General features: G+C 72.9%; 15 protein-coding genes and 1 riboswitch. Of the genes, 8 read left to right on the top strand and 7 right to left on the bottom strand.

Annotation, left to right across the window (positions count from 1 at the left end; all coding sequences use genetic code 11):
* Nucleotides 1-112 precede the first annotated feature (112 nt).
* Nucleotides 113-631, bottom strand: coding sequence for an NUDIX domain-containing protein (locus tag ACIRS1_RS00150; protein WP_360210758.1), 519 nt, complete (start codon nucleotides 629-631; stop codon nucleotides 113-115).
* Nucleotides 632-732: 101 nt separating this feature from the next.
* Between ACIRS1_RS00150 and ACIRS1_RS00145 the strand changes: the two genes are divergently transcribed.
* Nucleotides 733-1,953 (top strand): serine hydrolase, encoded by a 1,221-nt coding sequence (locus ACIRS1_RS00145; protein WP_402835590.1) that lies wholly within the window; start codon nucleotides 733-735, stop codon nucleotides 1,951-1,953.
* 150 nt (nucleotides 1,954-2,103) lie between these two features.
* Here ACIRS1_RS00145 and ACIRS1_RS00140 read toward each other — a convergent pair whose 3' ends face one another.
* From ACIRS1_RS00140 to ACIRS1_RS00130, 3 genes are all read right to left on the bottom strand, one after another.
* Nucleotides 2,104-2,427: a nuclear transport factor 2 family protein gene (locus ACIRS1_RS00140; RefSeq protein ID WP_402835589.1), complete on the bottom strand. Its 324-nt coding sequence runs from the start codon at nucleotides 2,425-2,427 to the stop codon at nucleotides 2,104-2,106.
* A 335-nt stretch (nucleotides 2,428-2,762) separates the two neighbouring features.
* The gene (locus ACIRS1_RS00135; protein WP_402835587.1) at nucleotides 2,763-4,286 is read right to left on the bottom strand and encodes an aldehyde dehydrogenase family protein; all 1,524 of its coding nucleotides are present in this window, start codon (nucleotides 4,284-4,286) and stop codon (nucleotides 2,763-2,765) included.
* Nucleotides 4,287-4,651: 365 nt separating this feature from the next.
* The gene (locus ACIRS1_RS00130) at nucleotides 4,652-5,599 is read right to left on the bottom strand and encodes a terpene cyclase (RefSeq protein ID WP_360210766.1); all 948 of its coding nucleotides are present in this window, start codon (nucleotides 5,597-5,599) and stop codon (nucleotides 4,652-4,654) included.
* 332 nt (nucleotides 5,600-5,931) lie between these two features.
* Here ACIRS1_RS00130 and ACIRS1_RS00125 point away from each other — a divergent pair, with 332 nt between their 5' ends.
* Together ACIRS1_RS00125 and ACIRS1_RS00120 are read left to right on the top strand one after the other, a co-directional pair.
* Nucleotides 5,932-8,967, top strand: coding sequence for an ATP-binding protein (locus tag ACIRS1_RS00125; RefSeq protein WP_402835585.1), 3,036 nt, complete (start codon nucleotides 5,932-5,934; stop codon nucleotides 8,965-8,967).
* A 373-nt stretch (nucleotides 8,968-9,340) separates the two neighbouring features.
* Entirely contained in the window at nucleotides 9,341-10,405 is a 1,065-nt protein-coding gene (locus tag ACIRS1_RS00120) for an aldose epimerase family protein (RefSeq protein ID WP_402835583.1), read from the top strand.
* A gap of 66 nt (nucleotides 10,406-10,471) precedes the next feature.
* Here ACIRS1_RS00120 and ACIRS1_RS00115 read toward each other — a convergent pair whose 3' ends face one another.
* The gene (locus ACIRS1_RS00115; RefSeq protein WP_402835581.1) at nucleotides 10,472-10,990 is read right to left on the bottom strand and encodes a GNAT family N-acetyltransferase; all 519 of its coding nucleotides are present in this window, start codon (nucleotides 10,988-10,990) and stop codon (nucleotides 10,472-10,474) included.
* 310 nt (nucleotides 10,991-11,300) lie between these two features.
* Between ACIRS1_RS00115 and ACIRS1_RS00110 the strand changes: the two genes are divergently transcribed.
* From ACIRS1_RS00110 to ACIRS1_RS00090, 5 genes are all read left to right on the top strand, one after another.
* Nucleotides 11,301-12,578 carry an extracellular solute-binding protein gene (locus ACIRS1_RS00110; protein ID WP_360210774.1) on the top strand — a complete coding sequence of 426 codons (1,278 nt, stop codon included), beginning with the start codon at nucleotides 11,301-11,303 and terminating at the stop codon, nucleotides 12,576-12,578.
* 265 nt (nucleotides 12,579-12,843) lie between these two features.
* Entirely contained in the window at nucleotides 12,844-13,848 is a 1,005-nt protein-coding gene (locus ACIRS1_RS00105) for a sugar ABC transporter permease (protein WP_363365159.1), read from the top strand.
* A gap of 40 nt (nucleotides 13,849-13,888) precedes the next feature.
* Nucleotides 13,889-14,794, top strand: a complete 906-nt coding sequence (locus ACIRS1_RS00100) for a sugar ABC transporter permease (RefSeq protein ID WP_387897444.1) — start codon at nucleotides 13,889-13,891, stop codon at nucleotides 14,792-14,794.
* Nucleotides 14,795-14,831: 37 nt separating this feature from the next.
* The gene (locus ACIRS1_RS00095) at nucleotides 14,832-16,550 is read left to right on the top strand and encodes a glycoside hydrolase family 13 protein (protein ID WP_360221943.1); all 1,719 of its coding nucleotides are present in this window, start codon (nucleotides 14,832-14,834) and stop codon (nucleotides 16,548-16,550) included.
* A 25-nt stretch (nucleotides 16,551-16,575) separates the two neighbouring features.
* Nucleotides 16,576-17,595, top strand: a complete 1,020-nt coding sequence (locus tag ACIRS1_RS00090; RefSeq protein ID WP_402835577.1) for a LacI family DNA-binding transcriptional regulator — start codon at nucleotides 16,576-16,578, stop codon at nucleotides 17,593-17,595.
* A 117-nt stretch (nucleotides 17,596-17,712) separates the two neighbouring features.
* Here ACIRS1_RS00090 and ACIRS1_RS00085 read toward each other — a convergent pair whose 3' ends face one another.
* Both ACIRS1_RS00085 and ACIRS1_RS00080 read right to left on the bottom strand, forming a co-directional pair.
* Nucleotides 17,713-17,913: a hypothetical protein gene (locus tag ACIRS1_RS00085; RefSeq protein ID WP_402835575.1), complete on the bottom strand. Its 201-nt coding sequence runs from the start codon at nucleotides 17,911-17,913 to the stop codon at nucleotides 17,713-17,715.
* Between the two features lie 275 nt (nucleotides 17,914-18,188).
* The gene (locus ACIRS1_RS00080; RefSeq protein ID WP_402835572.1) at nucleotides 18,189-19,475 is read right to left on the bottom strand and encodes a transglycosylase family protein; all 1,287 of its coding nucleotides are present in this window, start codon (nucleotides 19,473-19,475) and stop codon (nucleotides 18,189-18,191) included.
* Nucleotides 19,462-19,663: riboswitch (cyclic di-AMP (ydaO/yuaA leader) on the bottom strand. It overlaps the preceding gene by 14 nt.
* Nucleotides 19,664-19,851 lie beyond the last annotated feature (188 nt).

Genomic DNA, 19,851 nt, shown 5'->3' with positions numbered 1-19,851 from the left:
GCCACCCTATCCGTCGGGCCGGTCGGGGCCCATGGCGCCGGGGGCGGCGGCCGGCCGGCACGGTGGCGGGCGTCTCCCGGGCATGGCGACCGCGACCGTGCCCCCCCAGGCCCTAGCCGCGGAGCTCCAGGTAGCGGCGGTAGGCCTCGCGGCCGTCGGGGACGAAGTCGTCGCGGGTGAGGCGGTCGGCGAGTTCGGCGGGGGTGAGCCAGCCGTACCAGGCGACCTCGGACTCCTGCGGCGAGACCGGGCCGTCCCACTCGGCCTCGTAGGTGTCGCACCACCAGGAGAGGTCGTCCTCCCGGAACAGGAACCTGAACAGCGGGCGCGGCTCGATCCCGTGCACGCCGAGCTCCTCCTCGGCCTCGCGGACGGCGGCGTCGGCGTACGTCTCGCCGGAGCCGACCACGCCGCCCACGAACATGTCGTAGGCGCCCGGGGCGAACAGCTTGGTGTCGGTGCGGCGGTGGACGAAGATCCGCCCGGCCCGGTCGCGGACCAGGACGAAGACGGACCGGTGGGTGAGCCCCAGCCGGTACACCTCCCCGCGCACCGCGGTCCCGATCACCCGGTCGTGCTCGTCGACGACGTCCAGCAGTTCTTCGGCAGGGTCTTCGGCAGGGTTGGTCATGACGGACAGGTTAGGGTTTCGGAGCCCGTCTCGAACGCTCCTGCGGCAGGTCGAACGCGGGTGGCAGGCGGAGCAACCGGACAGTCTGAGGATGGCGCGCGGTGGAGATCTGGGGCGAGACGGCCGAGGGGTTCGAGCCCGTACGGGAGGCCTTCGCGCGGAACTTCCACGCGTATGGCGAACTGGGGGCGGCCTTCGCGTTGTACGTGCGCGGCCGCAAGGTGGTCGACCTGTGGGGCGGTGATGCCCGGCCGGAGGTCGGCGGGCGGCCCGCTCCCGCGGTGCCCTGGACGGCGGACACCGCGCAGGTGCTGCGCTCCGTCACCAAGGGCCTGACCGCGACCACCGCGCTGCTGCTGGCCGAGCGCGGCCTGCTCGACCTGGACGCTCCGGTGTCCTCGTACTGGCCCGAGTTCGCGGCGGCCGGCAAGGGCGGGATGCCGGTGCGCTGGCTGCTGTCGCACCAGGCGGGGGTGCCGGCGCTGGACGCGCCGCTGCGGCTGGAGGACGTGCTCACCTGGGAGCGGGCGGCCGCCGCCGTCGCCGCTCAGGCACCGGCCTGGGAGCCCGGCACCGCGCACGGCTACCACCCGTACACCTTCGGCTGGCTGGTCGGGGAGGTGGTGCGGCGGGTGAGCGGGCGGACGGTCGGCCGGTACTTCGCCGACGAGGTGGCCCGGCCGCTCGGGCTCGACCTGTGGATCGGGCTGCCGGCCGGGGCCGCGCCCCGGGTCGGCCGGCTGGTCGACCTGCCCGCCCCTGAGGAGGCCAGGACGGGGCCGGGCGGGCTGCGGCTGCGGCCCAAGCAGTCGGTCCGGGACGCCTACCAGGACCCGGCCTCGCTGACCGCGCGGTCCTTCGCCTCGGTGCTCCCCGGGGTGGACCTCAACGACCCGGCGGTGCAGGCCGCCGAGATCCCGGGGGCCGGCGGCATCGGTACGGCCCGTTCGCTGGCCCGCTTCTACGCGGCGCTGATCGGCGCCGCGGACCGCCCGGACGGCTCCGGCGCGCTGCTGCCGCCGCTGCTCGGCCCCGAGGTGCTGACCCGTGCCGTCGGGCCGACGGTGAGCGGGCCGGACCGGGTGCTGATCGTCAACTCCACCTTCGGCCTGGGGTTCTGGCGGCACGGCCCGACGGCGCCGATGGCCTCCCCGGCGAGCTTCGGCCACCCGGGCCGGGGCGGTTCGCTGGGGTTCGCCGATCCGGAGCTCGGGCTGGGCTTCGGCTACGTGACCAACGGCATGCAGCCCGGTGTCACGGGGGACATCCGCTCGCGCAACCTGATTCGCGCGGTGCGGGGCTGCCTGGGGCTGCCGGTCTGACGACCGGAGCGGACGGGCTCCGGGCCGCGGGCCGCTCAGGGCCGGGGCCCGGGCCGGCGGGGGGCGGCAGCCAGGGGGCCGGCGGGGGCGGTGGCACGGCGGCAGGGCCGGGGCCTGGGCCGTGCCCGGGCCGGCGGGTGGGCGGACGGCTCAGGCCTGGCCGGTCTCGAAGCGGCTGATCCGGCCGTCGGTGACGGTGAAGCGCCAGGCGGTGCGCATCTCGCCCCAGGTCTCGTTGGTGAAGGCGGCGACCAGGGCGTGCCCGCCGTCCGACTCGGACTGGACGTCCATCCGGCCGCGAACGGTGAAGATCTCCTTGTCGATCCACTGGTCGAGATCACGGTCCGAGCCGTCGTCGGACATGGTCGCGTCCGGGGTGAGCGTGGCCAGGAAGGCGGCCCGGTCCCCGGCGTTGACCGCGGTGACGAAGGCGCGCACGATCGGGTCGGAGAGCTTGGCGGGGGCGATGGTCATTGAGACTCCTGGGCTCCTGGAAGTCGGGTGCGGGACTCCTGTCTAAGGCGTTCGCCGGGCGCGTCCGGGCATGTCGGCGGCGCGTCACGAAAATCGAGGATTCATGTGCTTAGATCCCGAAAAGGGTGATTTGCCGGGCGGTGCGCTTCCTGACCGGGGGAGTCCGGGCCGCGGGTCACCCGATCGAGGGGGTTGCACGGCGTCGGCGTCCGGACGGGCGCCCGGCGCGGGCCACGGGGAGTGGCGCGACGGAGCGGGAGGCCGGGAGCGGCCTCCCGCTCCGCCGATCCGGGGGAGCGGGAGGACCGGGAGGAGCGGGGAGCGCGCGCTGTGCCCTAGAAGAGGCCGACCGCGTCGGGGGAGTAGCTGACCAGCAGGTTCTTGGTCTGCTGGTAGTGCTCCAGCAGCGCCTTGTGGTTCTCCCGGCCGATGCCGGAGTTCTTGTAGCCGCCGAAGGCCGCGTGTGCGGGGTAGGCGTGGTAGCAGTTCGTCCACACCCGGCCCGCCTGGATGGCGCGCCCGGCGCGGTGGGCGGTGTTGAGGTCGCGGGTCCAGACGCCGGCGCCGAGCCCGTACTGGGTGTCGTTGGCGAGGCCGATCGCCTCGGCGAAGTCCTCGAAGCGGGTGACCGAGACGACCGGCCCGAAGATCTCCTCCTGGAAGACCCGCATGCTGTTGACGCCCTCGAAGACCGTCGGCGCCACGTAGTACCCGCCGGCCAGGGCCCCGCCGAGGTCGGCCCGCTCGCCGCCGGTCAGCACCTTCGCGCCCTCGGCCTGGCCGATCTCGAAGTAGGAGAGGATCTTCTTCAGCTGCTCGGCGCTGGCCTGCGCGCCGACCTGGGTCTCGGTGTCCAATGGGTCGCCCTGGCGCATCGCGCGCACCCGCTCCAGGCCGTCGGCGAGCAGCCGGTCGTAGACCGAGGACTGGATCAGCGCGCGGCTGGGGCAGGTGCACACCTCGCCCTGGTTGAGGGCGAACATCGCGAAGCCCTCGACGGCCTTGTCGTAGAAGGCGTCGGAGGCGTCGGCGACGTCCCCGAAGAACAGGTTGGGGCTCTTGCCGCCGAGCTCCAGCGAGACCGGTATCAGGTTGTCGCTGGCGTAGCGCGCGATCAGCCGGCCGGTGGTGGTCTCCCCGGTGAAGGCGATCTTGCGGACGCGGCTGCTGGAGGCCAGCGGGGCGCCGGCCTCCTCGCCGAACCCGGTGACGATGTTGAGCACGCCGGGCGGCAGCAGGTCGGCTGTGAGCTCGGCCCACAGCAACACCGACGCCGGGGTCTGCTCGGCGGGCTTGAGCACCACGGCGTTGCCGGCCGCGAGCGCGGGCGCGAGCTTCCAGACCGCCATCAGGATCGGGAAGTTCCACGGGATGATCTGGCCGACCACGCCGAGCGGCTCGTGGAAGTGGTACGCGACGGTGTCCTCGTCGAGCTGGGAGAGGCCGCCCTCCTGGGCGCGCAGCGCGCCGGCGAAGTAGCGCAGGTGGTCGACCGCGAGGGGGAGGTCGGCGGCCAGCGTTTCGCGCACCGGCTTGCCGTTCTCCCAGCTCTCCGCTACGGCCAGTTGCTCCAGGTTGGCCTCCATCCGGTCGGCGATCCGCAGCAGGACCAGGGCCCGTTCGGCGGGCGGGGTGCGGCCCCAGGCGGGGGCGGCGGCGTGGGCGGCGTCCAGCGCGGCCTCGATGTCCTCGGCGGTGCCGCGGGCGACCTCGGTGAAGACCTCGCCGGTGACGGGGGTCGGGTCGCCGAAGTACTGGCCGCGCACCGGCGGCGTCCATCCGCCGCCGATCCAGTGCTCGTACCGGGAGCGGTAGGCGACGATGCTTCCGGGGCTGCCGGGGGGCTGGTAGACCGTCATGCTCGGGTGTCTCCTCGCGACGTCGGGCGCCGCCCGGAGCGCGCGGCGCGGGCGGCTCGCCGGAACGCCCCGGCTGGGGCGTTCCGGCGGGAGGGGGCGGACACGCACTTCGGGGCGGCGCCCGCCGGGGCGTCCGCCGCCGAGCACGATAGCCGCCGGACGCGGGTGCGGCTACGGTCCGTGCGGGAGTCCCGTACGGAGGGTGTGCGTTCCGGCCGTTGTGGGCCCCGGTCGTTGCGGTCGCAGGCCGTGCAGTGCCGCGCGGTGCGGTGCCGCGCGGCGGGCCGTGCGCGGTGCGGCGCCGGCGCGCGCGGAGCGGGGTGTGCGGCCCGCCGCCCCCGGGTCGGCGGGATCGCCCGGTGCGGTCAGACCTCGTGGTAGCGCCCGGTGCGGGACTCCCAGCTCAGGTAGCCGGCGAGCCAGGTGAGCAGCCCGTCGGCGTACCGCTGCGCTATCCGCTGCTCGACCCGGGACAGGCCCAGTTCGCGGTAGACGTCGGGCAGCCGGCCGTGCAGCTCGTGGCAGCGTCCGACCATCAGCTGGGCCTCCTCCAGCACGACCGCGCAGGCCTCCTCGGCCGAGCAGCGGCGCTCGCGCTGGACGATCATCACCAGGTTGTTGACGTCGCCGCGCGGGGCCTCCAGCGGGAGGGACCGGACGTCGTTGCTGAGCGAGGGGATGTCGGCCGCCAGTTGCCGGATCTGGCGCAGCACCGGGTGGTGCAGGACGGCGGCGGGCACCTCGAACTGGCCGAGGCGCTCGACCATGTCGAAGATGGTCTCCATCGCCGCGGTGCCCCGTCTGAGCACGAGGTAGCCGTCGCGGTCGGGCGGTCGGGTGGAGATCCGTCCGGCGGCCTCGGCCGGATGACTGGCCAGGTACCACTCCCAGTTGTAGGCCGCCCGCGCCTGCCAGCGGGCGGGCATGCCGCGGACGCTGCGGTCCCAGAGGTCGGCGAAGGCGGTCTCGACGGGCGAGCCCTGGTCGGGGCGGGCGCCGTGGAGGACGGCGATCAGTCGTTCGCAGATGGGGGCGACCTCGGTGGGGCGGCGGCCGAGCGGGCCGTCGAACTGGTCGTCGAAGAGGAAGTAGAACCCCATCAGGTCGGCGGCGAGGGCGAGTTCCTCCGGGCCGGAGTCGGGGTAGCCGAGGGCGGCGAGGTCGACCACGTCCCAGTGCGCGTAGCCGGGGTGGTCGACGTCGGGGAGCAGCGGGTGGCGGGTCAGCCAGGCGCGGTGCAGCGCGGTGGCCTTCGGGCCGTGCGGGCTGCGGCGGTGCGGGAACGGAATCTGAAGTGAGGTGTCGTCAGACATCGGACTCCCGGTGCAGCGGAGGGTGGGGGCGCTTGTGGTTCGGGCGTTGATCGGGTGGGGATGTGGGGGGAGTTGACGTGGCGAGGCTCCGGGGGCGAAGGTGGATTCGCAAGATCATCTGCGCCTCGCGGGCCGTAGGGTATCTGATGTAATGATCCGACGTTAGGGGTATAGGGCAATTGCCCTTGGCAAGCCGTCCGAACCCTCACCGTCCGCCCCAGCCTGCGCGAATGCCCCACGGTGAGCGCCACGCAGCGCTAACCTCGGCTCCACGAGCAGTGAGCGAAGGGTGACGCGAGCTGTGACGCGAACGGCGAGGCGGAGGCGCGACGGTGACCGATCAGTACAACGAGTCTCGGGCGGGAGCCGGTTCAGTCCGGGACGGCGAGAACGCCGCACCGCGGACCAGGCTCCGCGACCGCGACGCCGAACTGCGCTCCGTCGAGGCGGCCGTCGACAAACTCTGCCGCGACTTCGCGGCCGGCGGCACCGAGATCGGAGAACTGCTCGCCTTCTCCGGCCGGCCCGGCATCGGCAAGACCAGCCTGCTGCACGAGGTGCGCCGCATCGCCAAGCTCCGCGAGGGCGCCACCGTGCTGTTCGCCCGCGGTGGCGAACGCCAGTTCAAAGAGCCCTACCACGTGCTGCGCCAGCTCCTCCAACCCGCCCTCACCAGCCTGGCGGCCGACGAGTTCCGCCAGGTCATGGGCACCTGGGAGGAGGTCGTCGGACCGGCCATGGGCCTCAAGCAGCCCAAGGCGGGCGCGCGCCGCCTCGACCCGCAGGGCGTCCGCGACGGCCTCGACTACGTCCTCACCCAGCTCGCCCCGCGCCGGGCCCCGCTGGTGATGATCGTCGACGACCTGCACTGGGCCGACGCCGAGTCGCTGTCCTGGCTCACCCAGTTCGCCGTCCGCTCCCGGGAACTGCCCGTCCTGCTGGTCTTCGCCTTCCGCGAGGACGAGAACGACTGGCCGGCCGGGATCCTGGACCACCGCAAGGACGTCCTCGGCCGCGCCACCCGCAAGCACGAGCTCAACCGGCTCTCCCTGGTCTCCGTCACCGACATGATCCGCGCCGAACTCGGGGACAAGGCCGAGGACGCCTTCTGCTACGAGTTCTGGAACGTCGTCAACGGCAACCCCTTCGAGGCCGTCGCCCTGCTCGACCAGGTGCGCGACCAGGACCTCGAACCCGTCGAGGAGAACTCCCAGCAGCTGCGCGAACTCGCCGTCGACGCCACCGGGATGACCCTCAAGAGCTGGCTCGACCGGCTCGGCGCCTCCACCCTGCGCTTCGCCTGGGCCTGCGCGATGCTCGGCACCGACATCCGGGTCGACCTCGCCACCCGGATCTCCACCCAGAGCGCCGAGGGCGCCCGCGACTCCATCAAACAGCTGCGCAAGCAGCGCGTGCTCACCCAGACCCCCAACGGCAACCTCGAGTTCGTCCACCCGCTGATCGGCAGCTCGATCTACAACACCATGCCGGAGGCCACCCGCACCGGCATGCACGGCGTCGCCGCCGCCGAGATCGAGAACGCCGGACTCGGCCTGCTCGCCGCCTCCCGCCACCTCGTCGAGACCTTCTCCGGCGAGGGCGACGACCGGACGGTGCGCAAACTGCGCCGCGCCGCCGCCGAGCACCTGCTCATCGGCGCCCCCGAGGCCGCCCAGCGCTGCCTCCACCGCGCGCTCAACGAGCCGCCCGCCGACGACCTCAAGGCCGAGGTGCTCTACGAACTCGGCTGCTCCGCGCTGCTCACCGACCCGGTCGCCACCGTCAACCAGCTCAAGCTCGCCCTCGACCCCGACGAGGTGCCGCTGCGCCCCGCCCTGCGGGTCGACGCCACCTTCCGGCTCTCCGAGGTGCTCGCGCACAGCGGCGAACTGCGGCAGGCCGCGCTGGTCTGCCAGGAGGAGGCCGAACACACCGTCGACCCGGATGGCAGGCGCCGCCTCCAGGCCGCCTCGTTCATGTGGCACGCCTTCCGCAAGTCCGAGGAGGACGGCCCCGGCCGCTCCGCCCGGCTCGGCGAGATGTGCGAAGGACTCGCCGGCCGCGAAGCCGTCGGCCGCGACGCCGCCGACCGCGCCGTCCTCGCGATGCGCGCCTGGGACCTCACCCTGCGCGGCAAGCCCTCCGTCGACGCCCTGGCGCACGCCGACGCCGTCCTCGACGCCGGCCGGCTGCCCAAGGGCCTCGGCTGGACCGACAGCACCTGGGGCTTCGAACTGCCCTCCATGCTCGGCCTCACCTACACCTACAACGACCGCATCGCCCAGGCCGAGCGGCTGTTCGCCGACGCCATCATCCAGTTCGAGGTGGCCGGGTGGAGCGGCGCCCACCGCGGGTTCGCCTACTTCCTGATGGGGCTGGCCCGCTTCCGGCGCGGCCTGCTCGCCGAGGCCGAGGACTTCCTGCGCCGCGCGCTGCGGCTCTCCGAGCGCATCGGCCCCAAGCTGCCGCTCGCCTGGGACGCCGTCGGCGTCCTGGCGGACACCCTCCTCGCCCGCGGCCGGGTCGAGGAGGCCTGGGAGCTCGCCAGCTCCTTCGGCTTCCAGCCGCCGTACCACGCCACCGCGATGGTGCTGCCGGACGCGGCCTCGCTGTACGGCAAGCTGCTGATCGCCATGAAGCGCCACGCCGGTGCGGCCGCCGCGCTCACCGAGGCCGGCGCCCAGCTGGAGGCCCGCGGCTGGCACAACACGGTCTGGGCGCCCTGGGCCGGCCACCTCGCCATCGCGATCGCGGCCGACGAGCCCGACCGGGCCCGCGAGTACGCCCAGAAGGCCGTCCACGACGCCCGCACCTTCGGCACCGCCTCCGCGATCGGCACCGCCCTGCGGCTGCACGCCCAGATCGAGGACGGCCAGCAGGCGGTCGAGCTGCTGGAGGAGGCCGTGATGCACCTCGGGCAGTCGCCGGCCGGGTACGAGCACGCCGTCGCGCTGGTCGACCTCGGTGCCGCGCTGCGCCGCGTCGGGCGGCTGGAGGACGCCCAGGAGTACCTGTACCAGGGCATCGAGCTGGCGCAGCACTGCTCGGCGGAGGGGCTCGTCGAGCAGGCCCGGCGGGAGCTGGCCAACTACGGCCTGCGGCCCAACCGGCTGGGGCTCGCCGACTTCCGGGAGACCCTCAGCAAGCCCGAGTGGGACGTCGCCACCCGGGCCGTGCAGGGCCTGCCGCCGCAGCGGATCGCCGAGGAGCTCGGCGTCCACCTCAGCCTGGTGAACCGGCGGCTGGCCGCGGTCTACCGCAAGGCCGGCAGCGGGCCGGACGGCCTCGCCTCCGCCCTCGGGCTGCCGGTGCAGCCGCGGCAGACCGCCCGGCACGAGGGGGAGCCCGAGGACGGGGCCGGGGCGTAGGGCGAGTCGGGGCGACTGACGTGGCGGGGCCCCGTCGGGTGCGCGGGGCCGGTGCCCGTGGCGGGTGCCCCCGTCGGGCGTTCGCGGCAGGCCTTCACGCGGGGCCTTCACGCGGGGCCTTCACACCGGGCCTCGCGGAACCTGCCGAACGGTGGCGTTCGGTGACGGCCGTCGGCTACCGAACGTGACGTACGACGGACGTCCCGCGGCGGCGGGCGGGGGCGTCCGGGCGGCGCGCGGGGGCGCAGGAGCGCCCCCGCGGGGGCGGCCGTCGCTAGGCTGACGCACACGGGGGCGCCGCGCCGCTGCGGCCCCGGACGGACCCGGAACCGGGCGACCGCGCCGCGCCGCGGTCGCCAGTGAGGAGCAGGCCATGGCGAGCGAGGCCACCAGCGTGCGGCACCACCCCCTGGAGCCCTCGGGCGCGGGTGCCGCGATCGAACGCTGGACGCTCTCCGCCGGCCCGTACGAGGCGAGCGTGCTCACCCTGGGCGCCACCCTGCACACCCTCACGGCGCCCGACCGGGCCGGCCGGCCCGCCCAACTGCTCCTCGCCGCCGACCAGCTGGCCCAGCTGCTCGGACCGGCCCGGCACTACGGCGCCGTGGTCGGCCGGTACGCCAACCGGATCGACGGATCCAGGGTCACCATCGACGGCGAGGAGCACCCGCTCGCCCCGACCGGCGGCGGCGTCACCATCCACGGCGGCCCGGACGGCTTTGCGCACCGCATGTGGGAGGCCGAGGAGATCGAGGGCGGCGTCCGACTGCGGCTGCACAGCCCGGACGGCGACCAGGGCTTCCCCGGCGCGCTCGACGTCACCGTCTCCTACACCCTGGACGCGGCCGGGGAACTGGTGATCGCTTACCGCGCCGTCACCACCAAGCCGACCGTGGTCAACCTGACCAACCACGCGTACGTCAACCTCGCGGGGGAGGGCAGCGGCGACGTCCTCGGCCACCTGCTCACCCTGGACGCCGACGAGTACACCCCCGCCGACGAGCGGCAGATCCCGTACGGGCGCACCGAACCCGTGGCGGGCACCCCGTTCGACTTCACCGTGGCCACGCCGATCGGCAAGTCGGTCCACGACGACCACCCGCAGCTGGTCGGTCCCGGCGGCTACGACCACAACTGGGTGCTGCGCCCCCGCCCCGCGGACGGCCCCCCGGTCCGGGCGGCGCTGCTGGAGGACCCGGTCGGCGGCCGCACCCTGGAGGTACTGACCACCGAGCCGGGCGTCCAGGTCTACACGGCCAACAAGTTCCAGGGCGCGGTCACCGGGGCGAGCGGCGTCCCGTACGGGCCGTTCGCCGGGATCGCGCTGGAGACCCAGCACTTCCCGGACTCCCCGCACCACCCGGCCTTCCCGAGCACCGTGCTGCGGCCGGGGGAGGAGTTCCGCTCGACCACCGTGCTGCGCTTCGGGACCAACTAGCACCCCGCGCACCGCGGGCCCCGTGCGCCCGGCGCGCGGGGTGCGCGCCGGGCACGTGCTGCCAGGCTAGGCGTGCGGACGCCCGTCGAGCTCGCGCCGCATGCAGAGCCGGGGCCAGCGGTCCAGGCCGTGCTCGGCCTCCCTGCGGCGGATCTCCCGCAGGCCCGGGGTGAGCTCCCGGTCGGCGAGCGGGCGGAAGCTTAGGCGCGCGTAGTAGGGGGCGTTCCAGGGGACGTCGGCGAAGGTGGTGAGGGTGAGCGCCGGGGCGTCGGTGCCCGCGGCGAGGTGCTCGATCAGCGCCCGGCCGATGCCGCGGCGGGCCCGGTCGGGGTGGACGGACACCTGCTCGATGTGCAGGGCGCCGTCCACCGGCTCGGCCAGCAGGTAGCCGACGACGGGGCCGTCGGGCGCTGCCAGGGCCACCAGGGCGGTGCCCGCGTCGAGGAAGTGCGCCAGTTCGTCCGGGGTCGGGGGTTCGTCCTCGGCGATCTCCGGCATGCCGATGGCGGCGAACGGGGCTCCGGCGGCCCGTTCCAGTGCGCACAGCAGGGGGAGTTCGTCCTTCGAGGCGGCTCTGATCTGCATGCACCCAGTCTGCTGCAAGCGTCTTTCAGCCACGCAGGGTGGTGTTCTCGGCCATGCCGTACCGGGCGCTTTGCTGCCAAGTCGGACATCCGGCCGCGCCGTCCACTACCGTGCGGCTACGTCCAGGACACGCGGGCGTAACGATCGCCATTTCTTGCAGAAACTTGCTGCAAGGACTTTCCGTCGCTATTGCGCCGCTGTTAACTTCCTTCCCGAGCCCGACGGCAGCAACGGTGCGGTCGGCACGAGGCAGCCATTATGCGCCTGTCTCCGAACATCTCGGGCACCCCCACCCTCCCAAGGAGTTCTCATGCGGCGTGGCATCGCGGCCTCTGCCCTCGTTGTGGCCCTCGCGGTCTCGATGGCTGCCTGTGGCAGCAGCGGCTCCAGCTCGGACGGCAAGGCCGACGGGCCGGTCACCCTCACGTACTGGGACACCTCGAACGCCACCAACGAGGCGCCGAACTACCAGGAGCTCGTCAAGAAGTTCGAGGCCGCCAACCCGAACGTCAAGGTCGACTTCGTCAACGTCCCGTTCGACCAGGCGCAGAACAAGCTGCAGACCGCCATGGGGGCCAAGGGCGCTCCGGACGTGTTCCGCTCCGAGGTCGGCTGGACCGCCGCCTTCGCCAAGGCCGGCTACCTGGAGCCGCTGGACGGCACCCCAGCCGCCGCCGACACCTCCGCCTTCCAGCCCAGCCTGATCCAGCAGGCCAAGTACGACGGCAAGCTCTACGGCGTGCCGCTGGTCACCGACACCCTGGGCCTGCTCTACAACAAGGACCTGTTCGCCAAGGCCGGCATCACCGACGCCCCCAAGACCTGGGACGAGCTGAAGACCGACGCCGCCGCGCTCAAGGACAAGGCGGGCGTCGACGGCTTCTGGCTGAAGGCCGCGGACGGCTACTACGCCATGCCGTTCCTGTTCGGCGAGGGCACCGACACCGTCGACGCCGCCGGCAAGAAGATCACCGTCGCCTCGCCGGAGGCCGTCAAGGCCGTCGAGACGTACAAGACGATGTTCACCGCGCCCGGCATGGCCAAGGCCGACGTCACCACCGACGCCTACGCGCACATGATGGACGCCTTCAACAGCGGTAAGGTCGCGGCGATCATCCAGGGCCCGTGGGAGATCACCAACATCTACAAGGGTGCCGCGTTCGCCGACAAGAAGAACCTCGGCATCGCGCCCGTCCCGGCCGGCTCCGCGGGCAAGGGCGGCGCCCCCACCGGCGGCCACAACATCTCCGTCTACGCCGGTGCCGACCAGGCCCACAAGGCCGCCGCCGAGAAGTTCGCCGCCTTCATGACCTCGGCGGAGAGCCAGGCCTTCATCGCGCAGAAGAACTCCACCCTGCCGACCCGCTCCGACGCCTTCACGGCCGACGTCAAGGCCGACCCGGGCATCGCCGGCTTCCAGGCCGTCCTCCCCAGCGCCAAGCCGCGCCCCGAGCTGCCCGAGTACAGCTCGCTGTTCGCCTCGCTCGGCACCAACCTGGGCAAGGCCGTCCAGGGCACCGGCACCCAGGACGCCCTGAGCACCATCGCCACCGACTACGCCAAGCTCCTGCCGGGCTTCGCCAAGTAGTCCCCCCCGGGCGGGGGGGGGGGGCCGCGGGCGCGGCCCCGCCCCCCCCCCCCCCCCCCCCCCCCCCCCCCCCCCCCCCCCCACCACCACAACAAGCAAACCCCCGCCACCGCCCCCCCCGAGCTCCACCGCCCCCGCTATCGCCCCCGGCGGGGGGGGGGGGGGTTTTTTGGCCCCCCCCGGGGGGGGGGCCGGGGGGGGGCCGGGGGGCCCCCCCCGCCCGGACCCGCTCTCCCCGAGACCTCACCCCGAGAAGGTGCAATCGATGTCAGTCGCCGTGCAGGGCGCCACCGGCAAGGGCAGCCGGGAGCGCGAGCAGCGTCCGGGCCTGCTGGAACGCCTCAAGCGCTCCTACGCCAAGCACTGGTACGCCTACGCGATGATCGCCCCCGTGGTGCTGGTGCTCGGCGTGCTGGTGATCTACCCGCTGGTCGAGGGCGTCTGGCTCACGCTCACCGACGCCAACAGCCTCAACTCCGCCCGCACGATCGGCGTCAACCACATCCCGGCGTCCTACAAGTTCGTCGGCCTCGACAACTACGCCGACATCCTCTGGGGCCCCGGCTCCTACGACCGCTTCTGGTCGCACTTCGTCTGGACCATCACCTGGACGGCGCTCTGCGTCGTCCTGCACTACACCATCGGCCTGGGCCTCGCCCTGCTGCTGAACCAGAAGCTGCGCGGACGCGCCGTCTACCGGATGCTGCTCATCCTGCCCTGGGCCGTCCCCACCTTCGTCACCGTCTTCTCCTGGCGCCTGATGCTCGCCGACGGCGGCGCCGTCAACGGCCTGCTCTCCGCCCTGCACCTGCCGCAACCCGGCTGGCTGGACGACCCGTTGGCGCAGAAGGCGGCCGCGATCCTGGTCAACACCTGGGTCGGCGTGCCGTTCATGATGATCTCCCTCCTCGGCGGCCTGCAGTCGATCCCGGCCGAGCTGTACGAGGCGGCCGAGATGGACGGCGCCACCGCCTGGCAGCGCTTCCGGCACGTCACCCTGCCCGGGCTGCGCACCGTCTCCTCGACCGTCGTCCTGCTCGGCGTGATCTGGACGTTCAACCAGTTCGCCGTCATCTTCCTGCTGTTCGGCACCAGCGGCGGCTCCGACGCCCAGCTGCTGGTCACCTGGGCCTACCGGCTCGGCTTCGGCCAGCAGCCCCGGGACTACGCGCAGTCCGCCGCGTACGGCGTGATCCTGCTGTCCATCCTCATCGTCTTCACCGCCTTCTACCGGCGCTGGCTCGCCCGCAACGAGCAGGCCAACGGCTGAGGCCCCGGACCCAGTTGACCCACGAAGGCAGGTAACCCCGATGAGCACCACCACCGAACGCCCCGCCGCGGCGCCGGCGGCGACCCCCGCCGCCCGGCCCGCCAAGGTCCGCCGCCGCGGCCGGAGCAGCCCGCTGGCCACCGCGCTGTCCCACGGCGCCCTGATCCTGGCGAGCCTGGTCGCCCTCTTCCCCGTCCTGTGGATCCTCTACATCTCCCTCGGACCGGACAAGACCGACTACCTGCACCCCGGCGGGATCCTCGACAAGCTGACCCTGTCGAACTACCACCACGTGCTGTTCGACACCGACTTCTTCACCTGGTTCGGCAACGCCTTCCTGGTCTCCGGCGTCACCACGGTGTTCGGCGTCATGGTCGCCGCCACCACCGGCTACGCCGTCTCCCGGATGAAGTTCCCCGGCCACAAGCCGCTGATGTGGTCGCTGCTGGTCACCCAGATGTTCCCGATCGCGGTGCTGATCGTGCCGATGTACACGATCCTCTCCGAGCTCGGCCTGCTGGACAGCTACACCGGCCTGATCCTGGTGTACTCGACGACCACCGTGCCGTACTGCGCCTGGCTGCTGAAGGGCTACTTCGACACCATCCCGGTGGAGATCGACGAGGCCGGCCGGGTCGACGGTCTCACCCCGATCGGCACCTTCTGGCGGCTCGTCCTGCCGCTCGCCCGCCCGGGCCTGGCGGTGGCCGCGTTCTACTCCTTCCTGACCGCGTGGGCCGAGGTCGCCTTCGCCTCCACCTTCATGCTCAGCTCCGACAAGTACACGCTGGCCGTGGGCCTGCAGACCTTCGTCAGCGAGCACGACGCGCAGTGGAACTTCATGGCGGCGACCGCCGTGCTGATCGCCATCCCGTCCTCGGTCTTCTTCTACCTGGTGCAGCGCCACCTGGTCACCGGCCTGACCGCCGGTGCCTCCAAGTCGTAACGCTCCTCGCTCCTCTAGTCCCCAAGGGATACCGTCCATGACCCAGAACCTGGCCGACACCTCCCGGCCTGCCGCCGACGCCACCGCCCACGAGGCGGCCACCCCGGCTCCTGCGACTGGCGGCGCCTCCAGAGACTGGTGGCGGGACGCGGTCATCTACCAGGTGTACCCGCGCAGCTTCGCCGACTCCAACGGCGACGGCATGGGCGACCTGCCCGGCGTCCGCAGCCGCCTGCCGTACCTGCGCGACCTCGGCGTGGACGCGGTCTGGCTCTCGCCGTTCTACGCCTCGCCGCAGGCGGACGCCGGCTACGACGTCGCCGACTACCGCGCCGTGGACCCGATGTTCGGCACCCTGCTGGACGCCGACGCCCTCATCCGGGACGCCCACGAGCTGGGACTGCGGATCATCGTCGACCTCGTCCCCAACCACTCCTCGGACCAGCACGAGTGGTTCCAGCGCGCCCTGCGCGAGGGTCCTGCGTCCCCGCTGCGCGAGCGCTACCACTTCCTTCCCGGCAAGGGCGAGAACGGCGAACTGCCGCCCAACGACTGGGAGTCCATCTTCGGCGGCCCGGCCTGGACCCGGACCGAGAACCCCGACGGCACCCCGGGCGACTGGTACCTGCACCTGTTCGCGCCCGAGCAGCCCGACTTCAACTGGGAGAACCGGGCCGTCGGCGACGAGTTCCGCTCGATCCTGCGGTTCTGGCTCGACATGGGCGTGGACGGCTTCCGCATCGACGTCGCCCACGGCCTGGTCAAGGCCCCCGGCCTGCCCGACCTCGGCGGCTCCGACCAGCTCAAGCTGCTGGGCAACGACGTCATGCCCTTCTTCGACCAGGACGGCGTGCACGAGATCTACCGCAGCTGGCGCAAGATCCTCGACGAGTACCCGGGCCAGCGGATCGGCGTCGCCGAGGCCTGGACGCCGACCGTCCAGCGCACCGCCAACTACGTGCGCCCCGACGAGCTCCACCAGGCCTTCAACTTCCAGTACCTGGGCACCGACTGGGACGCCGCCGCGCTGCGCGAGGTGATCGACGTCTCGCTCGACTCGATGCGCCCGGTCGACGCCCCCACCACCTGGGTGCTCTCCAACCACGACGTCACCCGGCACGCCACCCGCTTCGCCAACGAGCCGGGCCTCGGCACCCAGATCCGCACCGCCGGCGACCGCGCGCTCGGCCTGCGCCGCGCCCGCGCCGCGACCCTGCTGATGCTCGCGCTCCCCGGCTCGGCGTACGTCTACCAGGGCGAGGAGCTCGGACTGCCCGACGTCACCGACCTGCCGGACGAGGTGCGCCAGGACCCGTCCTTCTTCCGCCAGGCCGGGCAGGACGGCTACCGCGACGGCTGCCGCGTCCCGATCCCGTGGTCCGGCACCGAGGCCCCGTACGGCTTCGGCCCGGTCGCCGGCGGGCCCTCCTGGCTGCCGCAGCCGGCGCAGTGGGCCGAGCTCAGCGTCGAGGCGCAGACCGGCGACCCGACGTCCACCCTGGAGCTCTACCGCAGCGCGCTCGCCGTCCGCCGCTCCCAGGCCGACCTGGGCGCCGGGACGGAGGTCGAGTGGCTGGAGGGCCCCGAGGGCACCCTGGCGTTCCGCCGCGGCGCCTTCGTCTGCACGGTGAACACCACCGGCGAGCCGGTCCGGATACCCGTGCCCGGGCGGCTGCTGCTCTCCTCGGCGGACCCGGTGGTGGACGGCGGCGAGACGGTGCTCGCACCGGACAGCACCGGCTGGTGGGCGGTCTGACGTGGTTGCAATAGGCTCTGGGACCGTGACTACGGCGCGACTCTCAGACATCGCGGCGCAGGCGGGGGTCAGCGAAGCCACCGTCTCCCGCGTACTCAACGGCAAGGCGAACGTCTCGGCCGCCACCCGGCAGACCGTGCTGGCCGCGCTCGACGTGCTCGGTTACGAGCGGCCGACCCGGCTGCGCCAGCGCAGTGCGGGCCTGATCGGTCTGATCACGCCGGAGTTGAGCAACCCGATCTTCCCCGCGCTGGCCCAGGTGATCGAGCAGGTGCTCAGCCGGCACGGGTACACGCCGGTGCTGTGCACCCAGACGCCGGGCGGATCCACCGAGGACGAACTGGTGGAGATGCTGGTCGACCGGGGCGTGGCGGGCATCGTCTTCGTCTCCGGGCTGCACGCCGACTCCACCGCCGACCACGACCGGTACGCCCGGCTGTCGGGCCGCGGGGTGCCCTTCGTCCTGATCAACGGCTACAGCGAGCGGATCGCCGCCCCGTTCATCTCGCCGGACGACCGCGCCGCGATGTGGATGGCCGTCCAGCACCTGGCCGAACTCGGCCACGAGCGGATCGGGTTGGCCGTGGGGCAGCGCCGGTACGTGCCGGTGCTGCGCAAGATCGAGGGCTTCACGGCGGCGATGCGCGAGGTGCTCGGGCGCAGCGCGGAGGAGGCCGAGGACCTCGTCCACCACACCCTGTTCAGCGTCGAGGGCGGGCACGCGGCCGCCGGGGCGCTGCTCGACAAGGGCTGCACGGCGATCGTGTGCGGCAGCGACATGATGGCCCTCGGGGCGATCCGGGCGGTGCGCCAGCGCGGGCTGTCGGTGCCGCAGGACGTGTCGGTGGTCGGCTTCGACGACTCGCCGCTGATCGCCTTCACCGAGCCGCCGTTGACGACGATCCGCCAGCCGGTCGAGGCGATGGCCACGGCGGCGGTGGACGCGCTGCTGGAGGAGGTCGGCGGCAACGCGGCCCAGCGCGGGGAGTTCATGTTCCAGCCGGAGCTGGTCATGCGGGGCTCGACGGGGGCCTGCGCGCGCTGAGCGACGGGCCGTGGACGGCCGACGGGCCCCGGGGAGCGACCGCTCCCCGGGGCCCGTTTCGCATGGGTGCCGTGTGCCGTGTGCGGGGGTGGCGCGGACGGCGGCGGGTGGGGCGGGTCAGCCCTGCTGGTCGGTGGGGCGGCTGCGGGTGAGCCGCCGGTCGTCGGCGGCGTCGCCGGTCCGGGTCCCGGTGCGGCGGCCGCGGGCCAGGTAGTCCCGCAGGACCAGTTCGACGGCGTCCTGCGGGTTCTTGGTGCCGGAGAGCAGCATCGCGTCGATCGCGAGGTTGGCGTCGAGTGTGACGGTGACCTGGGCCATGGTGGCTCCTCCTCGGGTGCAGAGCAGCAGCATGCCCGTTGTGGCCGGCTTTGACCATGACCTTCGGCCGGCGGAGGGCGGGTACGCCGGAACCCCCGGGGGAGAGCGATCGGGCTCTCCCCCGGGGGTTCCGTGCGGCGGGCGACGGGGGCGGGTGACAGATGACAGGTTTCAGATGATGAAATCTGTCGGCTGAAATCTGAAATCTGAAATCTGTCAGCCGTCAGCCGTCAGCCGTCGGCTGTGCCGTGCTGCCCGTGGCCCGCCGGCGTGCCTCAGACCCGGCCGGCGAAGTCCGGGGCCCAGTTGGCGACGGTCTGCTCGCGCACGCCCGAGCTCGGGTTGGCGGCCTCGACGTACTTGCCGCCGCCGACGTAGATCGCGACGTGGTAGACGCCGGAGTCCTGGCCGTTGTTGGACCAGAACAGCAGGTCGCCCGGCTGCAGGTTGTCCAGCGAGACGTGGGTGCTGGCGGCGGCCTGGTCGGCGGCCACGCGCGGGATGGAGACGCCCGCGGCGCGCAGCGCGGCCTGGGTCAGGCCGGAGCAGTCCCAGCCGCCGTTGCCGGTGCCGCCGTAGACGTAGGCCTGGCCGACCTTCGACTCGGCGAAGGAGACCGCGGCGGCCATGCTGCCGGTGGCGGCCTGGGCCGGGGCCTGGGCGGCCGGGGCCTGGGTCTGCGCGGCCGGCTTGGCGTTCACGGCACCGCCGTCGGTGGTCTGGCCGGACTTCTTCGAACGGTCGAACCAGCTGAAGTCCGAGCCGGACTTGGTCGCGGTGGCCGCCTGCCGGCCCTGGCCGGCGTCCTTGAAGGACAGGTGCTGGCCCGGGTAGATGGTGTTCGGGCCGTCGGTCAGGGTGCCGCGGTTGAGCTCGTAGAGCCGCTGCCAGCCGCCGTCGATGTTGTGCTTGTCGGCGATGGAGGACAGCCAGTCGCCGGCCACGACGGTGTAGTCGTCGCTCTCGGCCTGGGCGCCGCCCTGGGCCTGCTCCTGGTGCTTCTGGGTCCAGGTGCTCTTGGCGGAGTCGCCGGAGGTCTGCTCCTGGGCCGGCGCGGCCGGCTTGGCGGCCGGGGCGGGGGTCTGCGCGGGCTTGGCGGCCGGGGCGGGCTTGGTGGCCGTCGCACCGGCGGTGGAGCCCGCGGAGGTGTCGACGGCGGCCGGGGCGCCGCCCTTGGTCAGGCCGGCCTGGACCGAGCAGACCGGCCAGGCGCCGGGGCCCTGCGAGGCGAGGACCTTCTCGGCGACGGCGATCTGCTGGTCCTTGGTGGCCAGGTTGGCCTGCGGGGCGTACGCGGTGCCGCCGAAGGCGGCCCAGGTGCTGGAGGTGAACTGCAGGCCGCCGTAGAAGCCGTTGCCGGTGTTAATGCTCCAGTTGCCGCTGCTCTCGCACTGGGCGACCTTGTCCCAGGTCGCGACGGAGGCGGCGGAGGCGGTGCCGGTGGTGAGGCAGGGGATCGTGAGGCCGACGCCCGCGACGCCGATGGCGGCGATGACGCGGCGGGTGCGGCTGGACAGACGGGTGCCGTTGGTGGGCAGCATGAAGACGCGGTCCTCTCCCACGCCTGCGAGGTGAGCTGTCGGATTCGGGCTGGAGTTGCCCGGCCGCGCTGTGGACGCGACTTCACCCCTAGCCCTGAACCGTTCCTGGGAACGGTCCGGGGCGACTTACCTGTGGGTCCCCCGCTCCTGCCGTGGTGCGTTTTCGCGCTGCCAGGGCATCCGACGGCAGGACTCGGCGTTGCGGATGAACTGGGTCCGTGTGGTCACGAACGGGGAGCACGTTAAGCAGACTTAAGTTCAAACCGCAAACACTGTGATGCGCATCACGGTTTGGCGAGAATGATCGTTTCCGTCGTCCGTCATGATCCGAAATGATCGTTTTCCCGCAACGGCGCTACGGGTGCGCACAACTGGCCGTGCCTCAGGAAACGGCTGA

The organism is Kitasatospora sp. NPDC101176, assembly GCF_044768035.1.
Classification (GTDB): domain Bacteria; phylum Actinomycetota; class Actinomycetes; order Streptomycetales; family Streptomycetaceae; genus Kitasatospora.
Note: the sequence above shows the minus strand (reverse complement) of the source record. Positions and strands in the feature narration are given on the sequence as shown.

Bases quoted from the DNA above. Each gene is read 5' to 3' on its own strand.
- ACIRS1_RS00085 (WP_402835575.1), bottom strand. From the start codon at position 17,913: ATGGCCCAGGTCACCGTCACACTCGACGCCAACCTCGCGATCGACGCG.
- ACIRS1_RS00110 (WP_360210774.1), top strand. From the start codon at position 11,301: ATGCGGCGTGGCATCGCGGCCTCTGCCCTCGTTGTGGCCCTCGCGGTC.
- ACIRS1_RS00150 (WP_360210758.1), bottom strand. From the start codon at position 631: ATGACCAACCCTGCCGAAGACCCTGCCGAAGAACTGCTGGACGTCGTC.
- ACIRS1_RS00115 (WP_402835581.1), bottom strand. From the start codon at position 10,990: ATGCAGATCAGAGCCGCCTCGAAGGACGAACTCCCCCTGCTGTGCGCA.
- ACIRS1_RS00100 (WP_387897444.1), top strand. From the start codon at position 13,889: ATGAGCACCACCACCGAACGCCCCGCCGCGGCGCCGGCGGCGACCCCC.
- ACIRS1_RS00095 (WP_360221943.1), top strand. From the start codon at position 14,832: ATGACCCAGAACCTGGCCGACACCTCCCGGCCTGCCGCCGACGCCACC.
- ACIRS1_RS00140 (WP_402835589.1), bottom strand. From the start codon at position 2,427: ATGACCATCGCCCCCGCCAAGCTCTCCGACCCGATCGTGCGCGCCTTC.
- ACIRS1_RS00120 (WP_402835583.1), top strand. From the start codon at position 9,341: ATGGCGAGCGAGGCCACCAGCGTGCGGCACCACCCCCTGGAGCCCTCG.
- ACIRS1_RS00130 (WP_360210766.1), bottom strand. From the start codon at position 5,599: ATGTCTGACGACACCTCACTTCAGATTCCGTTCCCGCACCGCCGCAGC.
- ACIRS1_RS00135 (WP_402835587.1), bottom strand. From the start codon at position 4,286: ATGACGGTCTACCAGCCCCCCGGCAGCCCCGGAAGCATCGTCGCCTAC.
- ACIRS1_RS00105 (WP_363365159.1), top strand. From the start codon at position 12,844: ATGTCAGTCGCCGTGCAGGGCGCCACCGGCAAGGGCAGCCGGGAGCGC.